This is a genomic window from Paenibacillus sp. FW126-R14, assembly GCF_058789495.1.
This window is the reverse complement of sequence record NZ_JBYTBS010000067.1, coordinates 1-23,537: the sequence shown is the minus strand read 5'-3', so window position 1 is coordinate 23,537 and position 23,537 is coordinate 1. Positions and strand designations below refer to the sequence as shown.

The 23,537-nt window shown below is 45.3% G+C and carries 22 protein-coding genes and 1 pseudogene; 5 read left to right on the top strand and 18 right to left on the bottom strand.

What is annotated here, in order from left to right:
* Window positions 1–33: 33 nt before the first annotated feature.
* Window positions 34–930, top strand: coding sequence for a helix-turn-helix transcriptional regulator (locus AC3WRW_RS28880; RefSeq protein WP_492549664.1), 897 nt, complete (start codon window positions 34–36; stop codon window positions 928–930).
* An 84-nt stretch (window positions 931–1,014) separates the two neighbouring features.
* Here the strand turns inward: AC3WRW_RS28880 and AC3WRW_RS28875 are convergent, their stop codons facing one another.
* The 7 genes and pseudogenes from AC3WRW_RS28875 to AC3WRW_RS28845 form a co-directional block, all read right to left on the bottom strand.
* Complete coding sequence (locus AC3WRW_RS28875) at window positions 1,015–1,467, bottom strand: acetyltransferase (protein ID WP_492549663.1); 453 nt, start codon at window positions 1,465–1,467, stop codon at window positions 1,015–1,017.
* Between the two features lie 202 nt (window positions 1,468–1,669).
* Window positions 1,670–1,837: a hypothetical protein gene (locus AC3WRW_RS28870; protein ID WP_492549662.1), complete on the bottom strand. Its 168-nt coding sequence runs from the start codon at window positions 1,835–1,837 to the stop codon at window positions 1,670–1,672.
* 304 nt (window positions 1,838–2,141) lie between these two features.
* Window positions 2,142–2,705, bottom strand: a complete 564-nt coding sequence (locus tag AC3WRW_RS28865) for an HAD-IA family hydrolase (protein WP_492549661.1) — start codon at window positions 2,703–2,705, stop codon at window positions 2,142–2,144.
* A gap of 16 nt (window positions 2,706–2,721) precedes the next feature.
* A pseudogene (locus tag AC3WRW_RS28860) lies at window positions 2,722–2,848 on the bottom strand (IS1595 family transposase); the annotation flags it as partial.
* 93 nt (window positions 2,849–2,941) lie between these two features.
* Complete coding sequence (locus AC3WRW_RS28855; protein ID WP_492549660.1) at window positions 2,942–3,742, bottom strand: phosphotransferase; 801 nt, start codon at window positions 3,740–3,742, stop codon at window positions 2,942–2,944.
* 359 nt (window positions 3,743–4,101) lie between these two features.
* On the bottom strand, window positions 4,102–5,769 hold the full coding sequence (locus AC3WRW_RS28850; RefSeq protein WP_492549659.1) for a carboxypeptidase-like regulatory domain-containing protein: 1,668 nt from the start codon (window positions 5,767–5,769) through the stop codon (window positions 4,102–4,104).
* A gap of 171 nt (window positions 5,770–5,940) precedes the next feature.
* The gene (locus AC3WRW_RS28845; protein WP_492549658.1) at window positions 5,941–6,570 is read right to left on the bottom strand and encodes a LysE family translocator; all 630 of its coding nucleotides are present in this window, start codon (window positions 6,568–6,570) and stop codon (window positions 5,941–5,943) included.
* Window positions 6,571–6,759: 189 nt separating this feature from the next.
* Here AC3WRW_RS28845 and AC3WRW_RS28840 point away from each other — a divergent pair, with 189 nt between their 5' ends.
* A complete protein-coding gene (locus tag AC3WRW_RS28840) occupies window positions 6,760–7,314 on the top strand; it encodes an LOG family protein (RefSeq protein WP_492549657.1) in 555 nt (184 codons plus the stop codon).
* A gap of 379 nt (window positions 7,315–7,693) precedes the next feature.
* Here the strand turns inward: AC3WRW_RS28840 and ppsA are convergent, their stop codons facing one another.
* The 8 genes from ppsA to AC3WRW_RS28800 all read right to left on the bottom strand — a co-directional run bounded on the left by ppsA (window position 7,694) and on the right by AC3WRW_RS28800 (window position 19,362).
* Window positions 7,694–10,288 (bottom strand): phosphoenolpyruvate synthase, encoded by a 2,595-nt coding sequence (gene ppsA / locus AC3WRW_RS28835; protein WP_492549671.1) that lies wholly within the window; start codon window positions 10,286–10,288, stop codon window positions 7,694–7,696.
* Window positions 10,289–10,484: 196 nt separating this feature from the next.
* Window positions 10,485–11,063, bottom strand: a complete 579-nt coding sequence (locus tag AC3WRW_RS28830) for a maltose acetyltransferase domain-containing protein (protein WP_492549656.1) — start codon at window positions 11,061–11,063, stop codon at window positions 10,485–10,487.
* Between the two features lie 36 nt (window positions 11,064–11,099).
* On the bottom strand, window positions 11,100–12,326 hold the full coding sequence (locus AC3WRW_RS28825) for an MFS transporter (protein WP_492549655.1): 1,227 nt from the start codon (window positions 12,324–12,326) through the stop codon (window positions 11,100–11,102).
* 50 nt (window positions 12,327–12,376) lie between these two features.
* Window positions 12,377–13,402, bottom strand: a complete 1,026-nt coding sequence (locus AC3WRW_RS28820; protein WP_492549654.1) for an ROK family protein — start codon at window positions 13,400–13,402, stop codon at window positions 12,377–12,379.
* A 273-nt stretch (window positions 13,403–13,675) separates the two neighbouring features.
* Complete coding sequence (locus AC3WRW_RS28815) at window positions 13,676–15,391, bottom strand: hypothetical protein (protein WP_492549653.1); 1,716 nt, start codon at window positions 15,389–15,391, stop codon at window positions 13,676–13,678.
* Between the two features lie 495 nt (window positions 15,392–15,886).
* A complete protein-coding gene (locus tag AC3WRW_RS28810) occupies window positions 15,887–16,561 on the bottom strand; it encodes an SIMPL domain-containing protein (protein ID WP_492549652.1) in 675 nt (224 codons plus the stop codon).
* A gap of 84 nt (window positions 16,562–16,645) precedes the next feature.
* A complete protein-coding gene (locus AC3WRW_RS28805; protein WP_492549651.1) occupies window positions 16,646–18,895 on the bottom strand; it encodes an RCC1 domain-containing protein in 2,250 nt (749 codons plus the stop codon).
* A 119-nt stretch (window positions 18,896–19,014) separates the two neighbouring features.
* Entirely contained in the window at window positions 19,015–19,362 is a 348-nt protein-coding gene (locus tag AC3WRW_RS28800; protein WP_492549650.1) for a VOC family protein, read from the bottom strand.
* A 216-nt stretch (window positions 19,363–19,578) separates the two neighbouring features.
* On the opposite strand from AC3WRW_RS28800, the gene AC3WRW_RS28795 reads away from it, so the two are divergent.
* Window positions 19,579–20,433 (top strand): alpha/beta fold hydrolase, encoded by an 855-nt coding sequence (locus AC3WRW_RS28795; protein WP_492549649.1) that lies wholly within the window; start codon window positions 19,579–19,581, stop codon window positions 20,431–20,433.
* 87 nt (window positions 20,434–20,520) lie between these two features.
* Here AC3WRW_RS28795 and AC3WRW_RS28790 read toward each other — a convergent pair whose 3' ends face one another.
* Together AC3WRW_RS28790 and AC3WRW_RS28785 are read right to left on the bottom strand one after the other, a co-directional pair.
* Complete coding sequence (locus AC3WRW_RS28790) at window positions 20,521–20,913, bottom strand: YxiJ family protein (protein ID WP_492549648.1); 393 nt, start codon at window positions 20,911–20,913, stop codon at window positions 20,521–20,523.
* An 8-nt stretch (window positions 20,914–20,921) separates the two neighbouring features.
* The gene (locus tag AC3WRW_RS28785; RefSeq protein ID WP_492549670.1) at window positions 20,922–21,326 is read right to left on the bottom strand and encodes a winged helix-turn-helix transcriptional regulator; all 405 of its coding nucleotides are present in this window, start codon (window positions 21,324–21,326) and stop codon (window positions 20,922–20,924) included.
* Window positions 21,327–21,531: 205 nt separating this feature from the next.
* On the opposite strand from AC3WRW_RS28785, the gene AC3WRW_RS28780 reads away from it, so the two are divergent.
* Window positions 21,532–21,891, top strand: coding sequence for a DoxX family protein (locus tag AC3WRW_RS28780; protein WP_492549647.1), 360 nt, complete (start codon window positions 21,532–21,534; stop codon window positions 21,889–21,891).
* Between the two features lie 91 nt (window positions 21,892–21,982).
* On the opposite strand, the gene AC3WRW_RS28775 is transcribed toward AC3WRW_RS28780, so the two are convergent.
* Window positions 21,983–22,747, bottom strand: coding sequence for an SDR family oxidoreductase (locus tag AC3WRW_RS28775; RefSeq protein WP_492549646.1), 765 nt, complete (start codon window positions 22,745–22,747; stop codon window positions 21,983–21,985).
* A 110-nt stretch (window positions 22,748–22,857) separates the two neighbouring features.
* Between AC3WRW_RS28775 and AC3WRW_RS28770 the strand changes: the two genes are divergently transcribed.
* Window positions 22,858–23,265: a MerR family transcriptional regulator gene (locus tag AC3WRW_RS28770; protein ID WP_492549645.1), complete on the top strand. Its 408-nt coding sequence runs from the start codon at window positions 22,858–22,860 to the stop codon at window positions 23,263–23,265.
* Window positions 23,266–23,537: the final 272 nt, after the last annotated feature.

Sequence of the window (23,537 nt, the reverse complement as noted above, 5' to 3'; positions counted from 1 at the left end):
TGGTGGATTTTTCAGGGAAAGGGTTGGACAACGATGATTAAAGTTCTTAACGGAACGAAGGAAACCGTATCGTATGACGAGCATTTCGGCATCCGGTTGTATGTCAACCATGAAATCGAAAACTACCCGGTGCATTGGCATACCGCCGCAGAAATCATTATGCCGTTAGAAAATATTTATACGGTCATCGTGAATGATGTGAAATTTGTGCTGAATCCGGGCGACATTATCGTGATCCCCCCGGGAGAACTGCATGAAATCCACGCGCCGAATACCGGGGAACGGATTATTTTGCAATTTGATTATTCGCTGCTTTACAGCCTCAAGGGATTCGACTCGACTTTCCATCTGCTGCGCCCTTGCTGTATCATTGCGGCCGATCAGAACAAAATACTCGGACAGACGCTGCGCAAGCCGCTGATGGATCTGATGAACGAATATTTCAGCCATTCCCTGTTGAAAGAAGCCGCCGCATACGCTCTGCTCATCCAGTTCTTCGTGCTCATCGGCAGAAACGTCATCCATGGCGAGCACCGTGTCCTGCAAACGAAGAGCCAGAAGTATCATAAGAACATCGACACATTCCTGAAAGTCTGCAATTACATGAACGAACATTGCACCGAGGATATCCGGGTTGATGAGCTTGCCGAATTGGCCGGCTTCAGCAAGTTCCACTTCACCCGCTTGTTCAAGCAGTTCATCGGCATGTCCTATTACGATTACCTCAACCAGAATCGCATCATGTATGCGGAGAAGCTGCTGATCGATCCGAACATGTCGGTGACGGAAGTTGCCATGCGGTCGGGCTTCGGCAGTCTCTCCACCTTCAACAGAGCTTTCAAAATATACAAGAAATGCACGCCTACCCAATACAAGCTGCTGCACGACAGCCGACCGCATCGCAAAGAGACTTCCCAGCAGAACAATTAACACGAGCATGTGCCGACCAAAGTAAACGACAAATAGCCCCCACCTTTTCCAAAAGATGAGGGCTGCGTTAAGCGAGGTTATAGTTTAAGCGTTACTTTTTAATGCTAGATGCAGCAAAGGAAAAGGCCGTCCTGAGCTGTCTAATTCCGAGCGTCCTACCTGAACAAAACCTATCCGTTTATAGAATGCGTACGCTCCATCATTTTGCTCATTCACATCAACTTGGAGATTGCTGCCTTTGATGGTTTCGGTATGCTTGATCAGTCGGCTCCCTATACCCTTCCCATGATAGTCGGGGTCTACGAACAGCATCTCTATCTTTGTTCCGTCAAGCCCGATAAACCCTGCCGGTTCTTCATTTTCGTTCAATTCCAACCAAATCTCAACTTGCTTTAACGCCCCGTTTTGAAGCATTTGATGATAAAATTCAATATCTTCATCCGTCAAAAAAGTATGTGTCTGACACACAGCCTGGTGCCAAATATGTATTAATTTATCATGAAATTGTTCTTGATAAGGCACAATTTTGTTTAGCATAACTCCGCCTCCGTATTATTAATTTGATAAAAGATTAGACCATTGATAAATTATCTTAGAAACTATCTAATAAAGTCAAGCGTGGAAAAGGAAGTTTTTGCTAAAATAAGAAATCGCCGCACGATCGAGATGTGTAAAAAGAAAAAAGCCGCAACTGAGCGGCTTTTTTCAAGCTTCACTTTTCATTTCCTGGAAAATTGCTTTATTCCTCTTCTTGCTCCTGCTTGGAACTCTTCAAACTACCCGCAGTTTGAGCTTGTGTTCCTGCACCATTTTCAGCTGAGGTGGCTCCCTGAGTGCTCGCTAGTTGAGACTGTGATACGGCATTACTAGCTTGATTGTTTGCTTGGTTTGATTGTTGAGTGGTCATAAATGACTCCTTATTCCATATTATTTGTACTTGAAAACAGCACATACGTAATATTTACAAGAAGTTTCTTTTTTATGTATGGAGTATCTTACGTATTGAAGTATGCTTCTCTTCATCCAAATAGCGTTAACGGATTCGTGGTTGGCGATTTCCAAGCGCATCACCCAAAAGTGAAAGATGAATGGGCAAAGAAACTTATACCTGAATGTTTCATAACAGCTTCAATATCTGATGACATATGCGTTAGTGTATCTGAATACTTTCCTTCCTGCCATATTCTTTGGTGAACTGCATAGATGATTTACTACAGTTGAATAACATTAAAGAAGTGGTCATAATTCCAGAGATAATAATCAGCTCCAGGGGCACTGTTCTGAAACAGACAGGTTTTTATTCCTAGCAACTTACCAGGTATGATGTCAATTTCACGGTCACCTATGATTAGATTAAGTTTATTTCTATCGTTAAGATATTTGTACGAAGCAGGGTCAGGTTTTCTTGGAAAACCATCATCTCCCGCAACAATGTCAACAAAATAATGCCTCCACTCATAGTAATCAAGAATGGAAAGAAGTGATGCTCTTGATTTATGAGTCATAATAACATTACTATTTGCCTTTTGTAGCACCTTTTCGACCCCAAGAAATGGAATTAGCTGATCAGTCGCGAGCAACGAAGTTCTTCGTTTTATCTCTTTACGCTGCTCCTCAGTAAGACCTAATTGTTGAATTGCGTTGGAAAAGGATATCTTTAATTGGCTTACTACTTCTTCAGCAGAGTATTTATGGTCTAGTACCTCCAGAAAAATTTTAGTATAAGCGGGATACGTATCGAATAATGTTCCATCAAAGTCCCACAAAATATTCATTTTCTAAACACTCCTTCTATTCTTTGAGAAAAAGCCTTTGCTCAGCAAGCAACAGAAAACAAGCTAGAGGCGACCAACATGCTCTTTTTATTCGCCGTTGTGTTCTCATATTCCTTGCTGTCTAAATACCGGAACCAAGCCAAGTTTCTAATCTGATAAATTCAATTATCAAAAATAAGATAAAACATATCCAAAATAAAAAGGAACAGCTGCCGATCACGGCAAGTTGCTCCCTATTACACCCATTCTTCAAAACGATCTGTGACAAAAACAATCTCTTTCTCATAGTGTGCCAAGTGACCATCTTCAACCATTTTTTGATAGGCAGGATTTCCGGCGGCGGCACCGTTTCTCAAAGTATCACACAAGACGTTCAAACGTTGAAGAATCCACTGTTGTAAATTATTGGGGACATGGATGCCATATGATTCAAAAAACAAATGAATTCGCCGACGACGTTCTACGGCGTGTTTTTCATTTTGGTAGGCTGCCGTTGTTCCAGAAACATGGTCAGGTGCGAAACTTGCAAGAGGAATCGATGTGTAAATCGTGTACGCAATATCCCACATACGCGGACCTGGACCCGCCATGTCATAATCTATCAGTGCCACAGGAGCCCCGTTTTGAAACACAACATTATATAACGCTGCGTCATTATGACAGATAACTTCGTGTTCGGCATCATCGGCATAGCTTAGCTGCCATCTGGCCTCTGTATTTAGAATGAGCTCTTGACTCGAATCATGGAAACGACGCAAAAGGCGGGCCAAACCTATAAGCGTTTCATCTGACCACATATAGGGTTCAAGTTTTGGATATTTGTTACCTGGAACTTCCCCCGAAACATATGTCAATATTTCACGTCCAGCGTCATCGATTCCGAGAAATCTTGGTGCTCCCTCAAAGTTATTCTTTTCTAAATGCAGCAGTAGTTCATGAACATTCTTACTCCAATAACCTGTAGGTCGACGAACTGTGTTCGACATTCGAACTATGCGATTTACATTACCGCCATTTAACACTTCTTCCTTAGTCACAAAGTTTCATTCCTCGCTCAATTGCAGATTTTTGCCTGTTCGTTATGAGGGGTGCTCCCCTATAATAACAAAATTCTGCAAGGCATTGCTTATAGAGAACAATAATAATTAAACTCCCGTTCCTTTAATAAAAGAAGACAGCCGGTCGTGCGCCGGCTGCCTTCATATAAATATTTCAACTTTCATTAACCCATACATTTTCCCAAAAGCCAGTTTTTTCATTCCATCTGAATTCCCAATAGGCCGTCTCTCGAACATATAAAACTTCTAATTCTGGTTTCTTCCAATGTCTCTTTTTCTGTTCCGCATGACTATTCAAGCTTTCCACCTCGTTTAGTTTAGGTTAACTTCATGTATGCTCAAAATTTACCTGCGCCAGTAAATATCCCTTTATCAAAATCCATCTTATTAATTGGGGTCTCTGCATTTCCCGCTTGATCTGTACTGAAGTATTCAACGGTATGCGTTGTCCCCGCATAAATCGTAAACGGACCTGTATACGGAAACCAAAGGCCGCCATTTATCCGATATTGCGTTGCTTTCACTCCAGAACCACCGCCATTATCCGCTGCTTGAAGCGTGAGCATGAATCCTTTAATATAGGTATTTCCTTTTGAATCCTTTTCAGAGAGCGGATCTAATCGATACATTGTGACGGGCGCAATTTTATCAATGATGAACAACGTCGATTTGATTGCTTCAATGTTGCCCACCCCGTCTGTGCTTCGATATTCCAGTTTGTAGGCACCGGCGTTCTTGAGAACAATCGTCCCTGTGTATTTTTGCCAAGAACCTTCGTTGATTCGATACACCGTTTCACTGACACCTGTATAACGATCATTCGCTATCAGGTTAATTGCTATATCCGCATTCGAAATCGTTGGAGTTCCCGAAGCGACTGTGGTAATCGGAGGAGACTTATCCATATTAATGGTGATGCCGGCTTCTCCGCTTAATCCAAGTGAATCCGTTGCATATCCTGAAATATATTGGTTGGCACCATCAGTGGTGACGACGATTGGGCTGGAAATGAATTGAATAGGTGTATCCTCATCATCTGTGGCCGTAAAAGTAACCGTCACATCATGATTGTACCAACCATTTACATCAGGGGCCCGATCCGCCATGGCATGAACAACGGGAGCTTTATTATCTTTTTGCGTGAGTTCAACATTAATACAGCTCCCAGGATTAACGTGATTAACCTGTACAGGCTTAAACTGCGCATCGGGTGTAATTTTCAATGTATTGTCATTTTGATTGACGTTATAAAATGCAAACTGGCCAAAATAGTTTACTTTCGTGGTCCCTACTCCTACAAGTTCTACAGTAGCATCTGCTTGCGCAGGCCACACATATCCGCATACCATGTTCCCAGATGGCGAAGAAACAGAGAAGAAACCATCTCTTACAGGCTGCATATCAAAAGGATTGATTTCTCCTAGTGTGACGTAGACAGGGAAGTTCTCCATAGCATAATTGACAAAGGGAATGGAATACTTTCCATTTTGATCCGTAACTCCTGTGTTCAATGTGTATCTTGTACCGTAATGAACTTCTACCTGAATTCCCGGCACTGGAACTCCTCCTTGTAGGGTTACGATACCTTCCGCTTTATCAAGATTCGAGGGGAATTTAAAGTTGTATGAATTGAGGTCTCTCCCATACGTTGGTTTAACGACCGTAATGCCCTTCATGGTGAAAATCATAAAGGTATCAACGAACTCATTTATGGAACTGGGCACTGTAAAATATCCGTTTGAATCCGTTATGGCACTTCCATAATAGTGAGAGTTCAGTGCGAATGTGATCGACAATCCAGGAACTGGGTAACCGTTTTCATCCGTAATTACCCCATGACGCTCCTCATCCTGATTCATGTTCAATGAGCTATAAACATTGGTGGTAACGCTGCTATCCGTGAGATTGTTGGTGGATGCTTGAGTAGTTTGTACGTTTAAAAATCCAAAAATCGACAAAAACAACAGCAAACAAACGTAAATTTTTCCCATTATAATACTTTTCACCCTTATACCTCCTTTCAGTTCTTAATTAAGAATATCACATTCTATACCAAGAACAAAGTTGAAAATTGTAACATTAAATTTCAAAACAACGCGGCTGCCCGATTCATCCAGGCAGCCGCGTCTTCGTTGTTTATTAAGCTATCGTTCTGCGTTTAAAAATGTTTTACCAAGCTACCGACGCTGGACAGCTAATTTAACGGCAAGTCCTGTCAAAACCCCTGACATGACCCAACGCTGTGCTTTAAGCCACTTCGGACGTTTGCCAAACCAACCGACAATCTTACTTGTAGTTAGAACAATAAGGAGATTTACAGTAAAGCTGATTAAGATCTGCGTCAAACCCAAAATCAAGCTTTGTTCCAGCAACGAGCCATTTTCAGGATTCTGAAACTGAGGCAAAAGCGAGATATACAATACAGCGATTTTGGGATTAAGCAAATTGGTTATAAAACCCATCATAAACAGCTTTTTTGGCTTTTCAGCCTTTAGAGCGACTGGTTCAAGCAATGAAACCGACCCGGGTTTAATCGTCTTCCATGCAAGCCACAACAAGTATGCCGCACCAGCCCATTTCATCATGCTATAAATAACCGGCACCGTATTAAAAATCGCAATCAACCCCAGCATGGTTGCAATAAGATAAACGACAAAGCCGAGCACGACTCCGATTAAAGATATGATGCCTGCCTTACGTCCTTGCGACAACGTGCGCGAGATGAGGTAAATCATATTGGGACCAGGAGAACAAACCATCCCAAGCGATACAATGCCAAAAGCAATAAGTGTTCCTATACTAATCAATTCGCGTCCCCCTTTTAGATATCCTATGAATTCAAAATATATTAGCATAATCGGATACTGATGTATACCGAAATTAGTCCTTTAGCTGCATGCATTCATAGATCACCCCTTGAAGAGTCATTTACCTTTCAGCGGTTGAATCTTCTGTTTTAATAGGGTAGTCTTGAAGATGGAATAGGAGATGAGACAATGAAAACGATAGCGGTATTTTGTGGATCTGGAACTGGCAATGACGCGGTCTATATGGAGGAAGCGAGAAATTTGGGAAAAGCCATAGCAGCGCAGGGATGGGCGCTCGTCTACGGGGGAGCTACGGTGGGCTGCATGGGGGCTGTAGCGGACGCCGTTATGGAAGCCGGTGGCAAGGTGATTGGCGTAATCCCCAAAAAGCTGTCGGATATCGAGATCGCGCACACCCGCCTTTCCGAGCTCCACGTCGTCGATACAATGCATGAACGCAAGGCGATGATGGCCGCGCATGCGGACGCCTTCGTCGCACTTCCTGGCGGGGTCGGTACGCTTGAGGAGTATTTCGAAGTACTGACCTGGGCGCATATCGGCTATCACAATAAACCTTGTGCTCTGCTAAACGTGAACGAGTATTACTCCCCGATGGTGTCCATGATCGATCATATGATGGAGCAAGGCTTCGTGAAAGAAAGCACACGGAAGCTCATGATCATCGAGAACGAACCAACCGGCTTAGTTGAGCGGCTGAAGGATGGCTGGATACAAGCGAACTAATGAATTGCCCCAAGAACGCACCTGTCAAACTGTGCAGCGACTTGAACATATATGAATAATGGACAGTCGCGCGGTCATCAGGCGGATCTGGGGCAGTCTTTCCTCTCCACTTCCTCGTCCTTTTTAGGATAAATCAACTTCATGCCTGGCTGCAAGGGGAACTACAGGGCGCTAAATTCTCAGAAACCGCTCTTTGGGCAAGGGAAAGGGAACTAGGATCAGTTATTCCACCACTCTGAATAGATTACTTGATCGTGGAGGTAAAATAAAACCCTGTAGTTCCCACTGGGCGCGCGAAATTTAGATTTTCGCCAAATTAAGGAAATGGAGTTCCCTTATTTACCACAACAGCCAAAGGGGTTCCCTCTTTTCACAACCATCACAATAGTTCAATGTACCCCTCTGTCCCATGCACGCGAATGCGCTGCCCATCTTTGATCAGTTTGGTCGCATTGTCCACCCCGACAACTGCCGGCAAGCCATATTCACGCGCGATCACCGCTCCATGAGTCATCAGTCCGCCAACTTCGGTGACTAGTCCTTTAATGGATACAAACAATGGTGTCCAGCCAGGGTCGGTAAACGAGGTGACTAAAATATCTCCATCTTCAAATTTAGCATCTTCCATACTTAAAATGACACGAGCTCTTCCCTCAACCACGCCGGAAGAAACAGGCAGTCCTGCAATAGCATCAGCAGGAAGATTTTCACGTTTGTACGCACCTGTAATGATTTCACCATCAGACGTGATGACTCGTGGGGGAGTTAGCTTTTCGTAAACTTTATAATCGTCTTTTCGTTTGCTGATGAGTTCGTCATCTAGTTTATTTGCGCGTACGACTTCGTGCAGTTCTTCAAAAGCTAGATAAAAGATATCTTCTTTTTCATGAATAACGCCGGCTTGAACAAGTTGTTCCGCTTCTTTCAGTAAAGCTTGCTTATAAACGAAGTAGCGGTTAACCATGCCGTATTTGGGATATTCGCGGTAGCCGATGAAATTCCGTATGAGGCCGATCATGCGTTTTGTTTCTTTGACTTTTTGCTCGCCTTCCGGTAATTGCTTCAAACGTTCTATGATCTCTTGTTCTTTTTCCAAAGCTTCCTGGAGCCCTTGCTCAAATCTTCGTTTACCGGCATTAGGCTCAAAGTTCTTGATGTTGCCAAGAATCATAGGGACAAGCGTAATTGGTTTTTCACTCCACCGCGTTCTCGAAATATCGATTTCTCCGGCACATCGCATTCCGTATTTGCTGAGATAAGCACGGACAGCGTCTTGGGCTTCCCTTCCCCCATCAAACTTAACCAGTTCATCCAAAAAGTTATCTTCTTTGGCATGCTGCAAATAAGCAATCACTTCCGGATAAGGACGAATCACATCCGCGACATCCAATAACGCCAGACCCATCTCCGAAGTAATATTGTGCGGTACAGATTGCGAAAGCGTATCTGCTGCGTTTTTTTCGCCTAACCACTCGTTCACTTTTTCATTGATCCATGCTGTAGCATTCATAGCTGTCATAAATACAGCCGTACTCTGTGGGTCAAATAAGATCTTCCTTAATTGCTGGATATCTTCCAGAATAAAATCCAACAAATCCGCTCCCGATTTCGCTTGGATGTTTTGTTTCAACTCTTCTATCGATGCTTGATTACGCTTAATCAAATCAGAAACGATCGTCGGATCGTTCTCAAATTGTGCCAGCAAATCGCTATTCTTTCTGCTCGGAACCGGTGCTGTTTGATCTTGTGGCACCAATTTTATAAAATCTCGCTCTATGATGGTCGTAAGTGCGCCTATGATGAGCGGATCGGATGCCAAGGTATTTAATAATGCTTCCCGACCAGCAGATGTAGTCAGCCTAGGCGCAATATCAACAAACAATCTCCCTCCGGCTTTACGCATAGGTGCAGGAGTAACCAGCAAGTAAAAAGACAATCCCAATGGTTTTAAGGGATCTGTCATCATTTGTTGATGACCAACAGATAAATAAACGTGATTTTCTTGATCATTCGCTTCAGGGATCGGGTATAAAGTAGTGATCGGCCGGCTCTGGACAATATAAAATGTATCATCAGCCAAACACCATTCGATATCTTGCGGGCTGCCAAAATATTCTTCGATCTGTCTGCCGATACGTGCCAGTTGTAAAATTTGTTGTTCGGTAAGTGTTTGAGTCTTTTGCCGGTCAGGATCGATCTGCTTTGTCTCTGTTCCGCCTTCTTTCCGTCCATAGATCGCCAATTTTTTGGTTGCGATCCTCTTCTCGACGATTTCCTCTTCCCGAACTTGATAACAATCGGGGGATACCAAGCCGGAGACCAGCGCTTCGCCAAGTCCGAATCCGGCATCGATAGTTAACAGCTTTCGGTTGCAAGTAACTGGATCAGCAGTAAATAAAATACCCGAAGCCTGCGGAAGAACCATCCTTTGTACAATAACGGATAAGTAAACTTGTCTATGGTCAAATCCATTTTGCATACGGTAGACTACCGCGCGATCCGTAAATAGCGATGCCCAACATTTGCTGATATGCTGCAGGATGGCATCGACGCCGATAATATTTAAATAGGTGTCTTGTTGACCGGCAAAAGAGGCATGCGGCAAATCTTCAGCAGTTGCGCTGGAACGCACGGCGTAAGCATGTTCCTTCCCAAACTGGGCATGATAATGATCAACTGCTTTCACAACATCGGAAGGAATTTCGGCTTCCCTAATTATTTGCCGAATCTTCCTGCTAATTTCGCCAATTTGATCTCGATCTTCTACTTGCAGCAAAGTCAGCCGTTCCAACAAAGCATGATACGTTTCGTTTTGCTCGATAGCTTTTTGATATCCCAACGTTGTAACACAAAATCCTTCCGGTACATGTATGCCTTCAATTTTTGATAATTCCCCTAAATTCAACCCTTTACCGCCAACGAGTAAAAGCTGTGTTTTTTCCATTTCCTGAAAACTGAGAACCAAAGAACGCATTCCATATCTCTCCTCATCATCAATTTGATAAAAACATTTGACAAGAGCTTGACGGCATGGTACAATTGAAATGTAAGATAACATTTCTTTGTCCATACATAGAAATCAAAATACAATCCGATTATATCATCGCGTTTGTTTATATGCAATATAAAAGAACCTGATCAACTAATCAGGTTCTTTTTCGATTTCCCACCTATTTTTCCAAACCAATATCGATTTGCTTAATAACCACCGCTGGGCAGCCGCCTACAACCACGTTATCCGGGACATCTTTCGTAACAACTGCTCCAGAGGCAATCACCGAATTATTTCCTATCTTTACGCCAGGGTTAATGACAGCCCGACCACCAATCCAAACGTTATTGCCAATTGTAACAGGCTTGCCGAATTCAGCGCCGGATGCTCTTTCCTTAGGGTCTAAGGGATGTGCAGCCGTATAGACATGAACCCCAGGGGCCAGGAAGCAATTCTCCCCTATCCGTATTTCGCACACATCGAGAAACACGCAATCGAAATTCGCATAGAAGTTCTCGCCGACATGGATGTTATAGCCATAATCACAACGGAATGTTGGCTCTATGTAATAATTGGCCCCTGTCGAGCCGAACAATTCCCTCAAAATTTCTTTCCTAGATGCATCCTCTGTCTCCATCGACTGATTGTATAGCCGCGTTAGCCGGCGCGCGTTCAAACGATCCTTCACTAACTCCGCATCACCCGCTTGGTAAAGTTCACCGCTAATCATCTTTTCTTTTTCTGTCTTTGCTTGCATAAAAATTCCTGTCCTTTCGTAGCGCCTAGTCGTGTTTTAGAAACTGATGCCAGTAGATTTCGTCTGTTTGTTCAAAATATGATTTACTTTCTCTGCACTCATCATCATTAAAACAATGAAAGCAATCACAATAAAAGGGAAAACATGGATAGTCGTCTGTGCAGCGAGCAATCCGAAGAGCGGAGGCAAAAACGTAGTTCCCGTATATGCGACGGCCATCTGATATCCCATTAACTTGGCTGAATTTTCACTCCCAAAGCGTGCTGGCGTTTCATGCAGCAGACCAGGGTAGATAGGGGCAAGCCCAAGACCAATAAGAATAAGTCCAACCAAGAAAAGTTGAGGCAGCGGAAGCAGCAGCATGATCCCACCCGCAATGGCAACCATTTGACCGCACCGGATCAATACACGATTGTTGATTTTCAAAGTAATGAACCCTGTAATCAGTCTTCCCATCGTTATTCCGCCATAGTACAAAGAAATCCACCCGGCAGCCGTCTCCGCAGTCATATTTCTTGCACCTACCAGATAGCTGGTCCCCCATAGTCCTACCGTGGATTCAACTCCGCAATAAAACAAAAAAGCGATAAGTGTCTGTTTAACGCCTTTGATCTGGAGTACATTAGCTTTGGAACTGCCTGCTGGTTGTTTCAACTCAGGTCCGACTTGCTCCTGTGGAACATGACTGTCTAGACGCTCAAGCTCCCTACTAACAGCGACACGTTTCCATAGGGGCAGTGTTACAAACAATACGATAGCGAGTGTGAACTGTATCATAGATACAGCTGTATAGCCTTCTCTCCAGGAGTTATGTTCAGCCATATAAAATGACACGATAATTGGCCCCAGCGTTGCCCCAACACCCCAGAAACAGTGCAGCCAGTTCATGTGATGGGCTTTATAATTTTCAGCTACATAATGATTGAGTGCCGCATCAATGGCCCCTCCGCCTAGACCAAGAGGAATGGCCAAAAGAACAAGCCAAAATATCGAAGGTGCCATAGAGAAGCCCAGCAGCGCTCCTGCCGTAAGGCAGCAGGAGATCAGCGTAATTTTACCCGTCCCCAATCGCTGTACCAAACTCCCGCTTACTAGACTGGATACGATGGTTCCCCCTGCCACTATCATCGACAAGACTCCCGCGAAGCCGAATGAAGCCCCCATATCTGGCCGTATCACGGGCCACGCCGATCCCAGCAAAGAATCCGGAATTCCCAGGCTAATGAATGCCAGATAGATAATACCTAAAAACATGGTTGCCACAACGACACTCCTTCTAGAGAGCATTAGTTTTGTCTACATGAGATCTCATTCTAACAACAATCCGTAATCATCAAATTAAGTGCTAAATGCTGCAGGCCTGTCAAGTAATCCTGTCTCCAATTGCTCTTCAGAAGCTTTGGCAAATGGTTTTGCGGGATATAGGCCGAACCTCGATCTGCGATTCTAGCCAAAAGGACTTCGTCTACCTCATCATCGCAGAAAACAACGACCCGCGGGTTGAGAATGGCTGCGAATGTGGCGATTAAACGAGCGACGGCATCAATCTGGCTGTCTTCCGTAAATACAACCCGGTGATTACGCTCTTCTGTCAGCAATGCTTGGTGGAAAGTAAGATTATCGTACTGAGGTACGAAAGAAATCTCACCCGAGAAGAACGTGCTGCCTCGCACGACATCGCCGTTAATCATAATACCGGAACCCGGTCCGTTCTGACCGAAATACAGATAAACCAGTGATTCGTTCTCCATCTCAAAGTTCGAAGCATATCCAAGCACCGATGCATTCATGTCGTTTTCGACCACGACCGGTATTTGGAACCGGGATTCAAATTCCCCTTTCAAATCATAGTCAGAAAATTGCTGATATGGCGGGATAAAAATGATTTTCCCATTGTTAACGGCGCCCGGCACTCCGATCGCGATGGAACGAAGCCTTGGATATTTCTCAATCAGCGATTCAATCAGGTCCGCCAGCAGTTGAACGTCTTGTTGCAATACGCTTGGCTTTGTTCCCTGCTCCTTGACCTCCCCAATACAGTTAAATATCGAATAATTAGTCTCGTTCTTCTCGATGAAGATCGCTAATCCCAACATGTACTCCGGATCATACGAATAACGCTTTGCCCTCCGGCCTCCGTTGGAATCATCATCGCCTGTATAGCGGATTTCGCCGTCTTGCTCCATCTGAGCCATAAACTTGCTAATCGTCGGAAAGCTGATCCCCAATCGCTGACAGAGCTCCGCTTTCGTAGCGCTTCCCATCATGATGAGTCCAGCGCGAATACGATGAATTAACGGTTCTCTCATCTCTTTCGGCGTCTTAAACACGTTCGTCATGTCGATCAAAGCCTTTCATCCAAATAGTGACCGAACTTATTAAAGTGATTTAATAAGTTTAGATCATCTTAGCAGAAGTTGCTTGTAAGGGCAATATGAATTTTTGGTTTTATAGCGTAACCGAACCAAGGATAAACGACTTCGTCGTTCTTTTAGGACGGGCGCGTTTGTCAAGGTAGATGCGAAGCAAAAGTACAAAACTTATACTTTCTTATCTACTAAAAAAGACTGCAGTCGGCTGAATTGCCGACGCAGTCTTTTTGCAAATGCTGATTAGTTGTTGGCAATTATTTTAGCTGCTTCCGAAGCATAATCATGTTTAAGCGCAGTTGCTTCCTTCTCGGACAGCTCGCCGTTAGTCACGAAGCCATTGATTTCCTTATCCGCTTGCCTTAACAGCTTAAGCAGCAGCGAATCATTATCAATGCCTAAAGCTTGCTGCAAGCTTCGACCGCTCGCCAGGCTTTTCAATACCTCGTCGCTCTTGGTGTCCGTCACTGCAGCAGCATCATAGACAATTCGATTCAAACGGTCTTTCAGATACTGTTTGGCGTCGATCGTGGCTTTATAGTTGGCGGTCGTTACTGCATCGTTGAGCAGTTCGTAAGCTGCGTCCTTCGTCGCTTGTACGTCATCCTTCGCGAGCCAGCCCTTTTGAACAGCGGCATTCAGAAAGGAGTCAATCCGATTTTGCAGCGCACTGGTCAGTTCTGCTTGATCTACAGCCGTAGCTCCAACAAGCGTCTGTCCGGCCGCTAACTTATCATGCAGATCCGAAACAGACATTCCTGCATAGCCCGCACTATCAGCCACAATGGAGCGGATGCTCTCGGCTGCGAGCGCCGAATTGCTCGTTCCGGCTGCAGTTTGCGTTCCGTATCCGCTCTGCTCAACCGCCTTCTGGATCGCATCCCCTGCATGCTGTTCGAGCTTGGTGAGCAGTTTCACAGTCAAGTTGCCTGCTATCCATTCGTTCTCCAATGTTTGGTTAACGTTATCCGTCAATTGGGAGGTTAAATCGGATTCGGCCATGCCTGTCGCTGTGCTTAAATTTTGGCCATCCGAGAGATTAGACTGAACATCGCCAATATTTTTGCCCCCAATGGCTGCTGCGTACTGTATGATGGAGATCGAATCAAGTTTGTCCGCCAGCAGTTGCTGTCCGTATTGTTCCATCCACAGTGTAGTTTCGGGATCGTAGCCTTCAGTATTTGTCGCGTCCCATAGTGCCGAGGCTCCGTCCTTCTCCGCTTTCTCCAATTGATCGGCTGGTAGCGTTCCTCCGTTGACGGCGGTTTCCAAATCCTGGTTGAGCAGCGCTGTCAGCGCATCGTTCAGAGCAGATCTGTCCATCCCTGTTGCCTCTACTAGGCTTTCACCGTCCCGCAGCGCCTTCCGCAGATCAATGGAACCGACACCTGATGGCAAAGACGCATCGTCAATGATAGTACTTAATCGGCTATGTATGATGGCCGACGCATTCGTTTGAATTACCGCTGTATGGCTTCCCGCAGACCAACCGGAGCTGACGAGGTCGGCAATTCTCTGATTAGCCGTCTGTTCCAAATCAGCAGCCTCCTGTGCCGTCAAACTGCCCGATTGCACCTCGTTAGCCATATCCTCGCTGAACATCGCATTCAGTTTTCCGATTAAATCGGAAGCTTCCAGCTGCGATGCTGCCGTTAAAGTGGCTCCCGATGCGAGAGCATCTGCAAAATCTTCAGAGTTTCTGCTCGCTACCGCCTCGGTGTGGACATCCAGCTTACTCAACCAATCGTTCAATAGTAACGTACTGTAGTCTTTTGTTGTGGAGGATGCATCAGATTGCGCATCTGACAATGACACTGCAGATCCTTCGCTTGCTGCCGTTCCCGTTCCCGTTCCCGTTCCTGTCTCCGCCGCATAGGCCGATAGTACAGGAAGCGCCATACCGCTTGCTCCTGCCATCAGTAATGTCGCACCCATCAATACGATCAATTGCTTTCTCATTCCAATCTCCATCCTTCCGTTTCGATGTTTTGCCTACAAGTCGAAGTATAGAGATGCTTCCTGAAATTCACATGAATTCACCCTAAAAATTGGATGATTTTAACATTAAACAGAGCTTAATTTCCGCTGAATGAATGCTGAAAAAGTTGCAGCAGGGAAACTCCTGCGGGCCGTACAACCGTGCTCGAAACGAAAAGGTTGTCCCATAATCGCAGTAAGCTAATTGGAATAACTGGAAAATCTCCCTCTAAAATGCTCGAAAGTTGACCTTGCAGTAATTTAGAGGAAAAAACTCCCATTAGTCAGACCGGATTTCGAGAAACTCATGAAATCGGTGCAAATAGTGGGAGTTTTTCCAGCTAAATAGATCTGACGAGCATCAACAAGCCATTTAAAGGGAAATTTTCCCTTTTTTTTGACCGCAAGAGCATAACTGCACAGGTACTGGCAGCCCCTTAACTTTTTCGCGAAACAATTCTCAATCTATTTTCTGTTTCAATAATATGTAAATTCAGCCCTTACAGAGGCCACAATTTTCAACTCACCGGGCTGAATTGGCGTTACTACACTTGAGGAATACGATACAGCAGCGAATGGAACCGGTTCTTGTGAACGGGATGTTTCTTGAACAAGACAAGGAGCCGGATTGAGCGTCACGCCTAATGTTTGGGCTATGTTCGTTGCTTTGAGCAGGCTGTCTTTGATAGCTAGTGATAAGGCATTCTTATAGGAAACTTCCGGGTGCGCCAATGTAAATCGAATGCTCGACACCGTGTTGGCACCGTTCTTGACGGCCGTATCCACAATAAGTCCAGTTTGATTGATTTGATCGATTGTGAGTTGGAGCAAATGGGTGACTTGATATCCCCGAAAAACTTGCTTGCCATCTTCATTGTTATATTGGATATCGATGCTGTAATGCGTCGTTTGAATATGCTCCTTCGGAATGGATATTTCCACCAATGCATTGACGATATTGGCAATTGCAGTTGCATTTTCTTTCTGAGCCTCTGCCAAGCTTACTTTCTCCGTTATCACACCGAGAACAATAATGGCTTTTGTGGGAGTTGCCGAAACTGTCCCTTCCCCCGTGACTTCGATCGTTTGGCGACATTTTGAAAAAAAGGGTGATGCGATCGGAGGAGATGATGACCAAGGTTGACCGTACATTTGCCGTCCCCCATTCACTTGTTTACTACAACTAATGTATTTATCAATCTCGTCCATGATTCCTATCGTCGGGATGTTGGCTGCCTAGGGCAGTACGACCTCTCCTGGCGTAAAAAACGAATTACGATATGGCAGCGCTCCGAGCCAATATACCGTATCGTCCTCCGTGACGAACAGATGCTGAAAGAAGCTGCGGCCTTCAAGCGGGTAATGATACATCGATGCGGAAGATTTCAGCCGAACCCCTGCCGGAAGCCGCGTTTCTACTTCGAAGCTGCCGCTCAGATCGCGAATCCGGCCGTCTTGGCCGATCTCAGCCCCTCCGGTTAGTCGAATGGCCGCTCGCCCCGTCTTCTTCACATGGACAGATGCCGTTTCATGGTCATTATTTCCATCACGCTGCAGCTTCAGTTCAACTTCATACACCTGGCCATTCACGTCCAGTGCTTTGCCGATATAGCCAATCCCATCGAAAAATACATAATGCATCGGCGACCACATCACAACCGGCGCTTCGAATGAAACGAGCTTCATTAGTGGCGCGCCATCTTTTGTTCGTTCCTTGAAATAAAGCTCCCCTTGGTCGGTTAGAACGAACGGAATCGGCACGCCGGATACGTCAATGATTTTCCCTTTCGGATTCGGATCGAATCGGAGCTCGACGCTGTTGCCCAACCCCGAGATGCTGCCCTCCACATGGAATACGCGCCCGTCCGACAAGGCCGTTAGGACACCGTTCAAGGCGATGGAGACGTCAGCAATTGGCGCCGGCGTTTGCAGCAGCTTGCATGGCTCCGTCTCATCGGGATTCGCGGCTATGAGTCTGCCATCCTCGAATAGCACGGAGAAATGCCCAAACGCCATGATGACCTTCTTCGCTTTCTCGCCAAGCAAGACGGGTTTTGCCACGGCTCCGTCCTGGAGCGTCCAAACATCTCCCGCTTTCAGAGCATACGCTCGCCCATACGTTGGAAATAAGGCGTCAATCCCCTTCCATGTGCCAATCGCAAACAGGTCTTCTGCAAAAATCGGCTGCCGACCAAGCTGGCCATACATATTAGAGCCGATCGTCAATATGCGGCCATCCGCCGTTAAGGCGAGCAAATGGTCAGAGCCTGCTGCCAATGCCGCTACATTGTTCAAATCGGGGTGCCGCTGCGGGGTTTCCGTTATAGCTTGCTTCTCCATAGGTCGTAGATCATAAGCGCCCAGGTCCTTCCCCCATAGCCATACGTTGCCGTCCTTATCCAGGGCTGCCGTCAAACGTGCCGCAGCCGTTACTTGCGTAGTGCCTTGCGGCAGCACGGCCGATTTAAGCGCTCCGCTGCCGTTCACTGTGTACCACGTACCTTTATCGGATAAAAGATAAACCGCTTCCTCATACGACATCGTAGAATCCATTCTTGCTACTTTTCCGCCATCGGGCAGCTCAATCGGAGCAGGATCCGCATTCGGAACCGATGACAACGTCGACTGTCCCAGCCAAAGCATCCCCTCGCTGTCAACCGCCAGCATAATATAAGGGTTAGCCGTGACAGATACCGCACGGAAGGGAGCCTCAACCCGCTTCACTGCTGGCTTGCCGTCCTGCCCGTATATGGCATACAGCTTGATGACTCCATCGGAACCAACCGTAAATACCGACCCATCGTCCGCCTGAGCGATCGACTTTATGCCGGATAACCCCGCTATTTTCTCTGGGCCGCGTTCAGCGTTCATATCGAAGACTCTCCCGGAATCTACCAATGCGAATCGCCCTTCCAACTGAATAACAGGGTCGCGTTCAGGCAGCCCTTCGACCTTCTTCGGAAAAGCGTCGGGTCTCCGGCCTTCTCCCCAACCGGATATCCCCCATCGGTAAACAGTTCCGTCCCCGGCTAAAGCGTAAGAGGAGCCAAGTTCCATTCCGTAACCGGCACCGTCAAACATGTGGCCTGCAGAAATTTGCCGGATCCCCTTCATCGGCGAGCGAGAGGGTTGCTCGGCAGGCGTAAATCCGGATGCCTTATCCGCAGTAGGATACCATTTCATATCCGGCGGGCATGCAGCGAAACTGAACAATGGTTCGGGAGTTGGTTTTTGTGCCACAAGCTGCGCAGTCGGTGTTGGTTCTGCACTGGGCACAGCTGATGTGACGCTTGGAGTAGGCGTGACGGTGGTGAGGGTACCTTCAGTTCCCGCCGAATTCTGGAGCGTCCTGCTGCATACGATTGCGGACAGCAGCACGAATGCCGCTAGCAAGCCTCCGATCATAAATTTGTACTTTATGAGAGCGTTCAAGGCTTTCCGGTAAAAGGACATAACCGACACCTCTTCCATTTCATTTCCATTCATTTGGTTAGACGATCAGGTCCGGCGGAAGGTTGCGGGCACGGCAGGATGGACAAAAAAAATCGCCAACCACATAGCCGAAGGCACGCGGAAGGCGATCACACTGGTGAATGACAAACCCGTTATTTTTCCCAAAGCTCGATAAGTCGACCTTCAGGATCTTCAATCCAAATAAACGTTCCAAAATCACTGACTTCTTTTTCCCTTGCAAGAGGTACGCCAAGCTGTTCAAGATGTTTAATCATCTCGTTTATATCATGAACTTGGAAATTTAACATCACTTGTTGATCTGTTGGAAAATAACTGTCATTCTCGGTAAAGAAAGAAAAGATTGTCTCATTTCCTAATTGGGGTTTTATGATCGTTCCATTCCAACTTTCCAAATCAATCTTCAACACATCTCCGTACCATTTTTTTACAACCTCAAGATTCTTCGTTCTCCAAAATATTCCTCCAAAACCTTTTATCATCGAATCCAACTCCTGTCTGCCATTAAATTTTTAGCCTATCCGATTACACTAAATATTCGAGATTTATATTTATTTTCCTTTTTCAACGGTACGGCCGGTTGATGCGCGCAAGGCTTCTTCGGTCACTCATCGCTGCGACAAACAAGTTCTTAAAGGCACATCCTTTACATATTTCTTAGGCTAGAATGACATTGCTGCGAGTAGGGAGAGGAAAAAATGGTTCTATATCAAAAAGCGAACATCGAAGGGTTGGATATCTTTTTTCGCGAGGCCGGGCATCCGGGTTGTCCCACCATCGTCCTCCTTCATGGTTTTCCGAGCTCCTCCCATATGTTCAGGGATTTGATTCCTTTGCTGGCGGACCGGTTCCACGTCATCGCTCCTGATTATCCGGGGTTCGGGAATAGCAGCATGCCTTCGACGAAACAATTTTCATACACCTTCGATAATCTTTCCCTCGTCATCGAAAAGTTACTCGACAAGCTCTGTATTCCTCGTTATTTATTGTACGTTCATGATTATGGAGGGCCTATCGGATTCAGGCTGGCTGTACGTCAACCGCACCGTATTCTCGGATTCGTCATTCAGAATGCCGTTGCCGACGTGAAAGGGCTTGGGCACCCATTCGACCTCTTCAAAGCGCTGTGGGCCGATCCGAGCCCGAAAACAATAGCGTCATTCTCCGCGCTGACCACCTTTCAATTTACGAAGAAGCAATATTTAACAGGCGTATGCAACCCCTATTTGATTAGCCCCGACGGTTATTCGATGGACCAGTTTTTCCTGGACCGTCCCGGCAATGGCGAAATCCAGCTGGCGCTAGGCTACGATTATCGGAAGAACGTAGAGCAATATCCCGTCTGGCAGCAATACATGCGAACCTATCAGCCTCCGACGCTGGTCGCATGGGGCAGAAACGATTTTATTTTTACGTTGGAGGGGGCTCTTGACTTCAGCAGGCATTTAACCTATATCGAAACCTGTTTTCTGTGCGGCGGGCATTTCGTGCTGGAGGAACAAAGCCGGTATGTATCGGAGTTGATCAAGAGTTTTTTTGCTTGGGTTCGTTAGCGTTACTTTGGACGAAACTAGGGAGCAGTTGCCGCGAGGCGAGCTGCTCCCTGATTATTGGGCTATAACCCAAATGGTCTAATGCTATTAACCACTTTCTCTTAATCGTATCAGTTCAATTAACTTTTTTCTGAGTAAATCTATAGCATTTAAATCTGCGCTTAAATTCGAATATTTCGATAGGTCATATGGTTCAATAAAACGATATTTAGGAAACCAATCAAAAAAAGATTTACTTAACCATTCTTTCATATGGAAACGTTCCAATGGATCGTCAAGCTTCCTAATGATTCCTCCTGAGGAAAGCCCATAAACAAACATCATATACGTACTGAAATCAGCGTTTATGATTTCATCAGGTGCATATTTCTTAAATTCTTCTTCAAAATCAATTTCTAACTGCCTAAAATCTTCGTACGGAAATGGTCTACTCCTTTCAACAACGTATATGCGTTTAATCTCTTCAATTAGATCTTCCACATCTCACCTCAGTACTTCAATTCTTCTTTTAAATATGAATTTTGTGAAGCCGCATTTATTCGTGTTTCCACTACATGATTCGTACCGTATAACTCATTCAAATGCTCGACATGAGCTACTCCCCAATCGTTCAGCGCCTGCAAAATGGTTGTCATATTTTTACCGTATTCTGTGATGGAGTATTCCACCTTGGGGGGGGGGGGGTTTTGATGATAGATCTCACGATGAACAATATCGTGATACTCCAACTCCCGTAATCGTTGGGTTAGCATTTTTTTCGTTATTGACGGTATCGCCTTTTGAAGTTCGCTAAATCTCATAGTGCCGTTTGAAAAAAGGCGAAGCAGAATCACTGGCTTCCATTTCCCGACAAGGATCTCCAACGCCGTCTCGAATTTACAAAAGGTAGACATGTATATTCCCATCCTCCACTTCGCTGCTCATCTTAGGTTTCTTTTTGTATACTACATTTATTTTAAGTAACTACTTCCTAAAGTGATATCTATAGATTATTATGCACCTAGAGCTCAATAGACTCAAGAGGAGGCCGGTTGAGAAATTATCGCAAGTTAGGTTGGGATATCAGAAGACGAAAATGATAGGGAGTTGGCGTAATTCATGAATGTCGTTTTATGGATCGTTCAAGGGGCGTTAGCATTAGGATTTGTTTATTCCGGTTGGTTGAAAGCAGTTCAATATGAAGCAGCAAAAAAATCCTGGACATGGGTAAATGATGTTCCAAAAAATCTCGTTTTCTTTATTGGTTTAACGGAATTGCTTGGAGTAATAGGATTAATTTTGCCTCAGGCTGCAAACATCGTCCCTGCTTTGGTGCCGACTGCCGCGGCCGGACTTGCTGCAATCGTTCTTTTAGGTGCGGTATTCCATATTAAGCGCGGCGAGTATCGGGAAATTGTCGTGAACATCATTTTCTTAGCGTTAGCGCTATTTGTTGCGATTGGCCATTTATTAGAATAACTCAAAAACCAAAAGCAGTGGCAGCCTTAGACGATGTCCTAGATTGCCACTGCCTTATTTTCTGTCCCTGCTTCATTCTGAGCTTCGGAGTTTAGAGGAACATGCCGCCGGAAGCCTCGATTCGCTGCGCATTCACCCAGCCCATTTCGTCAGTACATAGCGATGCAACGACACCGCCAATATCGTCGGCTTCCCCAACTCTGCCTAGGGCCGTTTGAGAAGCAATAAAGTTATTGATCCCCTCATTGTCCCTTACTGCCCCTCCCTGGAAGTCCGTAGCAATCGCTCCCGGAGCGATCGTATTAACCCGGATGCCCCGGCGCCCCCATTCTTTTGCCATATATCTCGTCAATACTTCGATTGCACCTTTCATGGCAGCATAAGCTCCATAGCCTTCAAGGGCAAAACGGGTCAATCCAGTCGAAACATTGAGGATTCTTCCGTGATCCGAAATACGGGAAATTAACTTCTGTGTTAAGAAAAATACACCTTTAAGGTGTACGTTCACCAAACTGTCGAACTGTTCCTCTGTGGTATCTGCAAGCGGCGCATGCACCCCGAATCCAGCGTTATTGATCAAAACGTCGAAATGTTCAGTATGCCATTTTTCTTTAAGCACATCGGTAAGTAAGACTGCGAACTGTTCGAAGGTGGCGATGTTACCCGTATCAAGCTGCAGTGCGGCAGCTTTTTGACCGTTAGCCTCAATTTCTTTGACGACTAACTCTGCTTCTTCCTTGCGAGAATGATACGTAACGATGACATCAAATCCTTTTTTAGAGAGCGCGATAGCGGAGTTTCTTCCAAGCCCGCGGCTTCCCCCCGTTACCAGCGCGATCTTATGTGTTTTTTCCATAGCTGTACAGCCCCTTTGAGTTATGATTGACCACTTGAATGTTGTAAACATGTGATCTATAGTCAGCATAAGCGTTAAAGTTAACTTTAAGTCAAGGGGTTGTGAAAAAAATGATTTATACAATTAATCAGGTGGCTGATCTATTCAGTCTTCCCGCTCATACGTTGCGTTATTATGACAAAGAAGGCCTATTGCCTTTTATCTCAAGAGACAAAAACGGCAACCGTCTTTTCAGCGAATTGGACCTTAATTGGGTAGCCTTAATCTGCTGCCTAAAAAATACCGGTATGCCAATCAAAGAAATCAAACAATACAGCGATTGGTGTACGCAAGGCAGCCAAAGGTTAGACGAGAGAAAAGCCATGCTCATCTCTCACCGCGAACAAGTGCTAAAGCAAATTGAAGACTTCCAGAAAAACCTTGAGCTCATCGATTCGAAAATAGCAACCTACGAAGACCCGGTATTAGCCAAAAAAATGGATGAACACGCGGAAATAGCTGCTCGACAATCTCGTTAGTTGAGAGAACGCGGCTGTGCTTTAATCAGATATGCTTCTACGGTGCAAAATATAGGAAAAATTCCCTCTAATTTGACTACAGAAGCTTGTCAGGTCCATTTAGCAGGAAAAACTCCCTCTATTGCACCGATTTCATGAGATTTCACTGAATTCGGTCACATTAAAGGGAGTTTTTCCTTCTATTTCCAAAGAAGGGATGAAGTAAAATAATTTGTGTACCAACATTTGGAGTATAGGCAAACGACAAAAAAGTAGGGTATTCTCGGGATTAC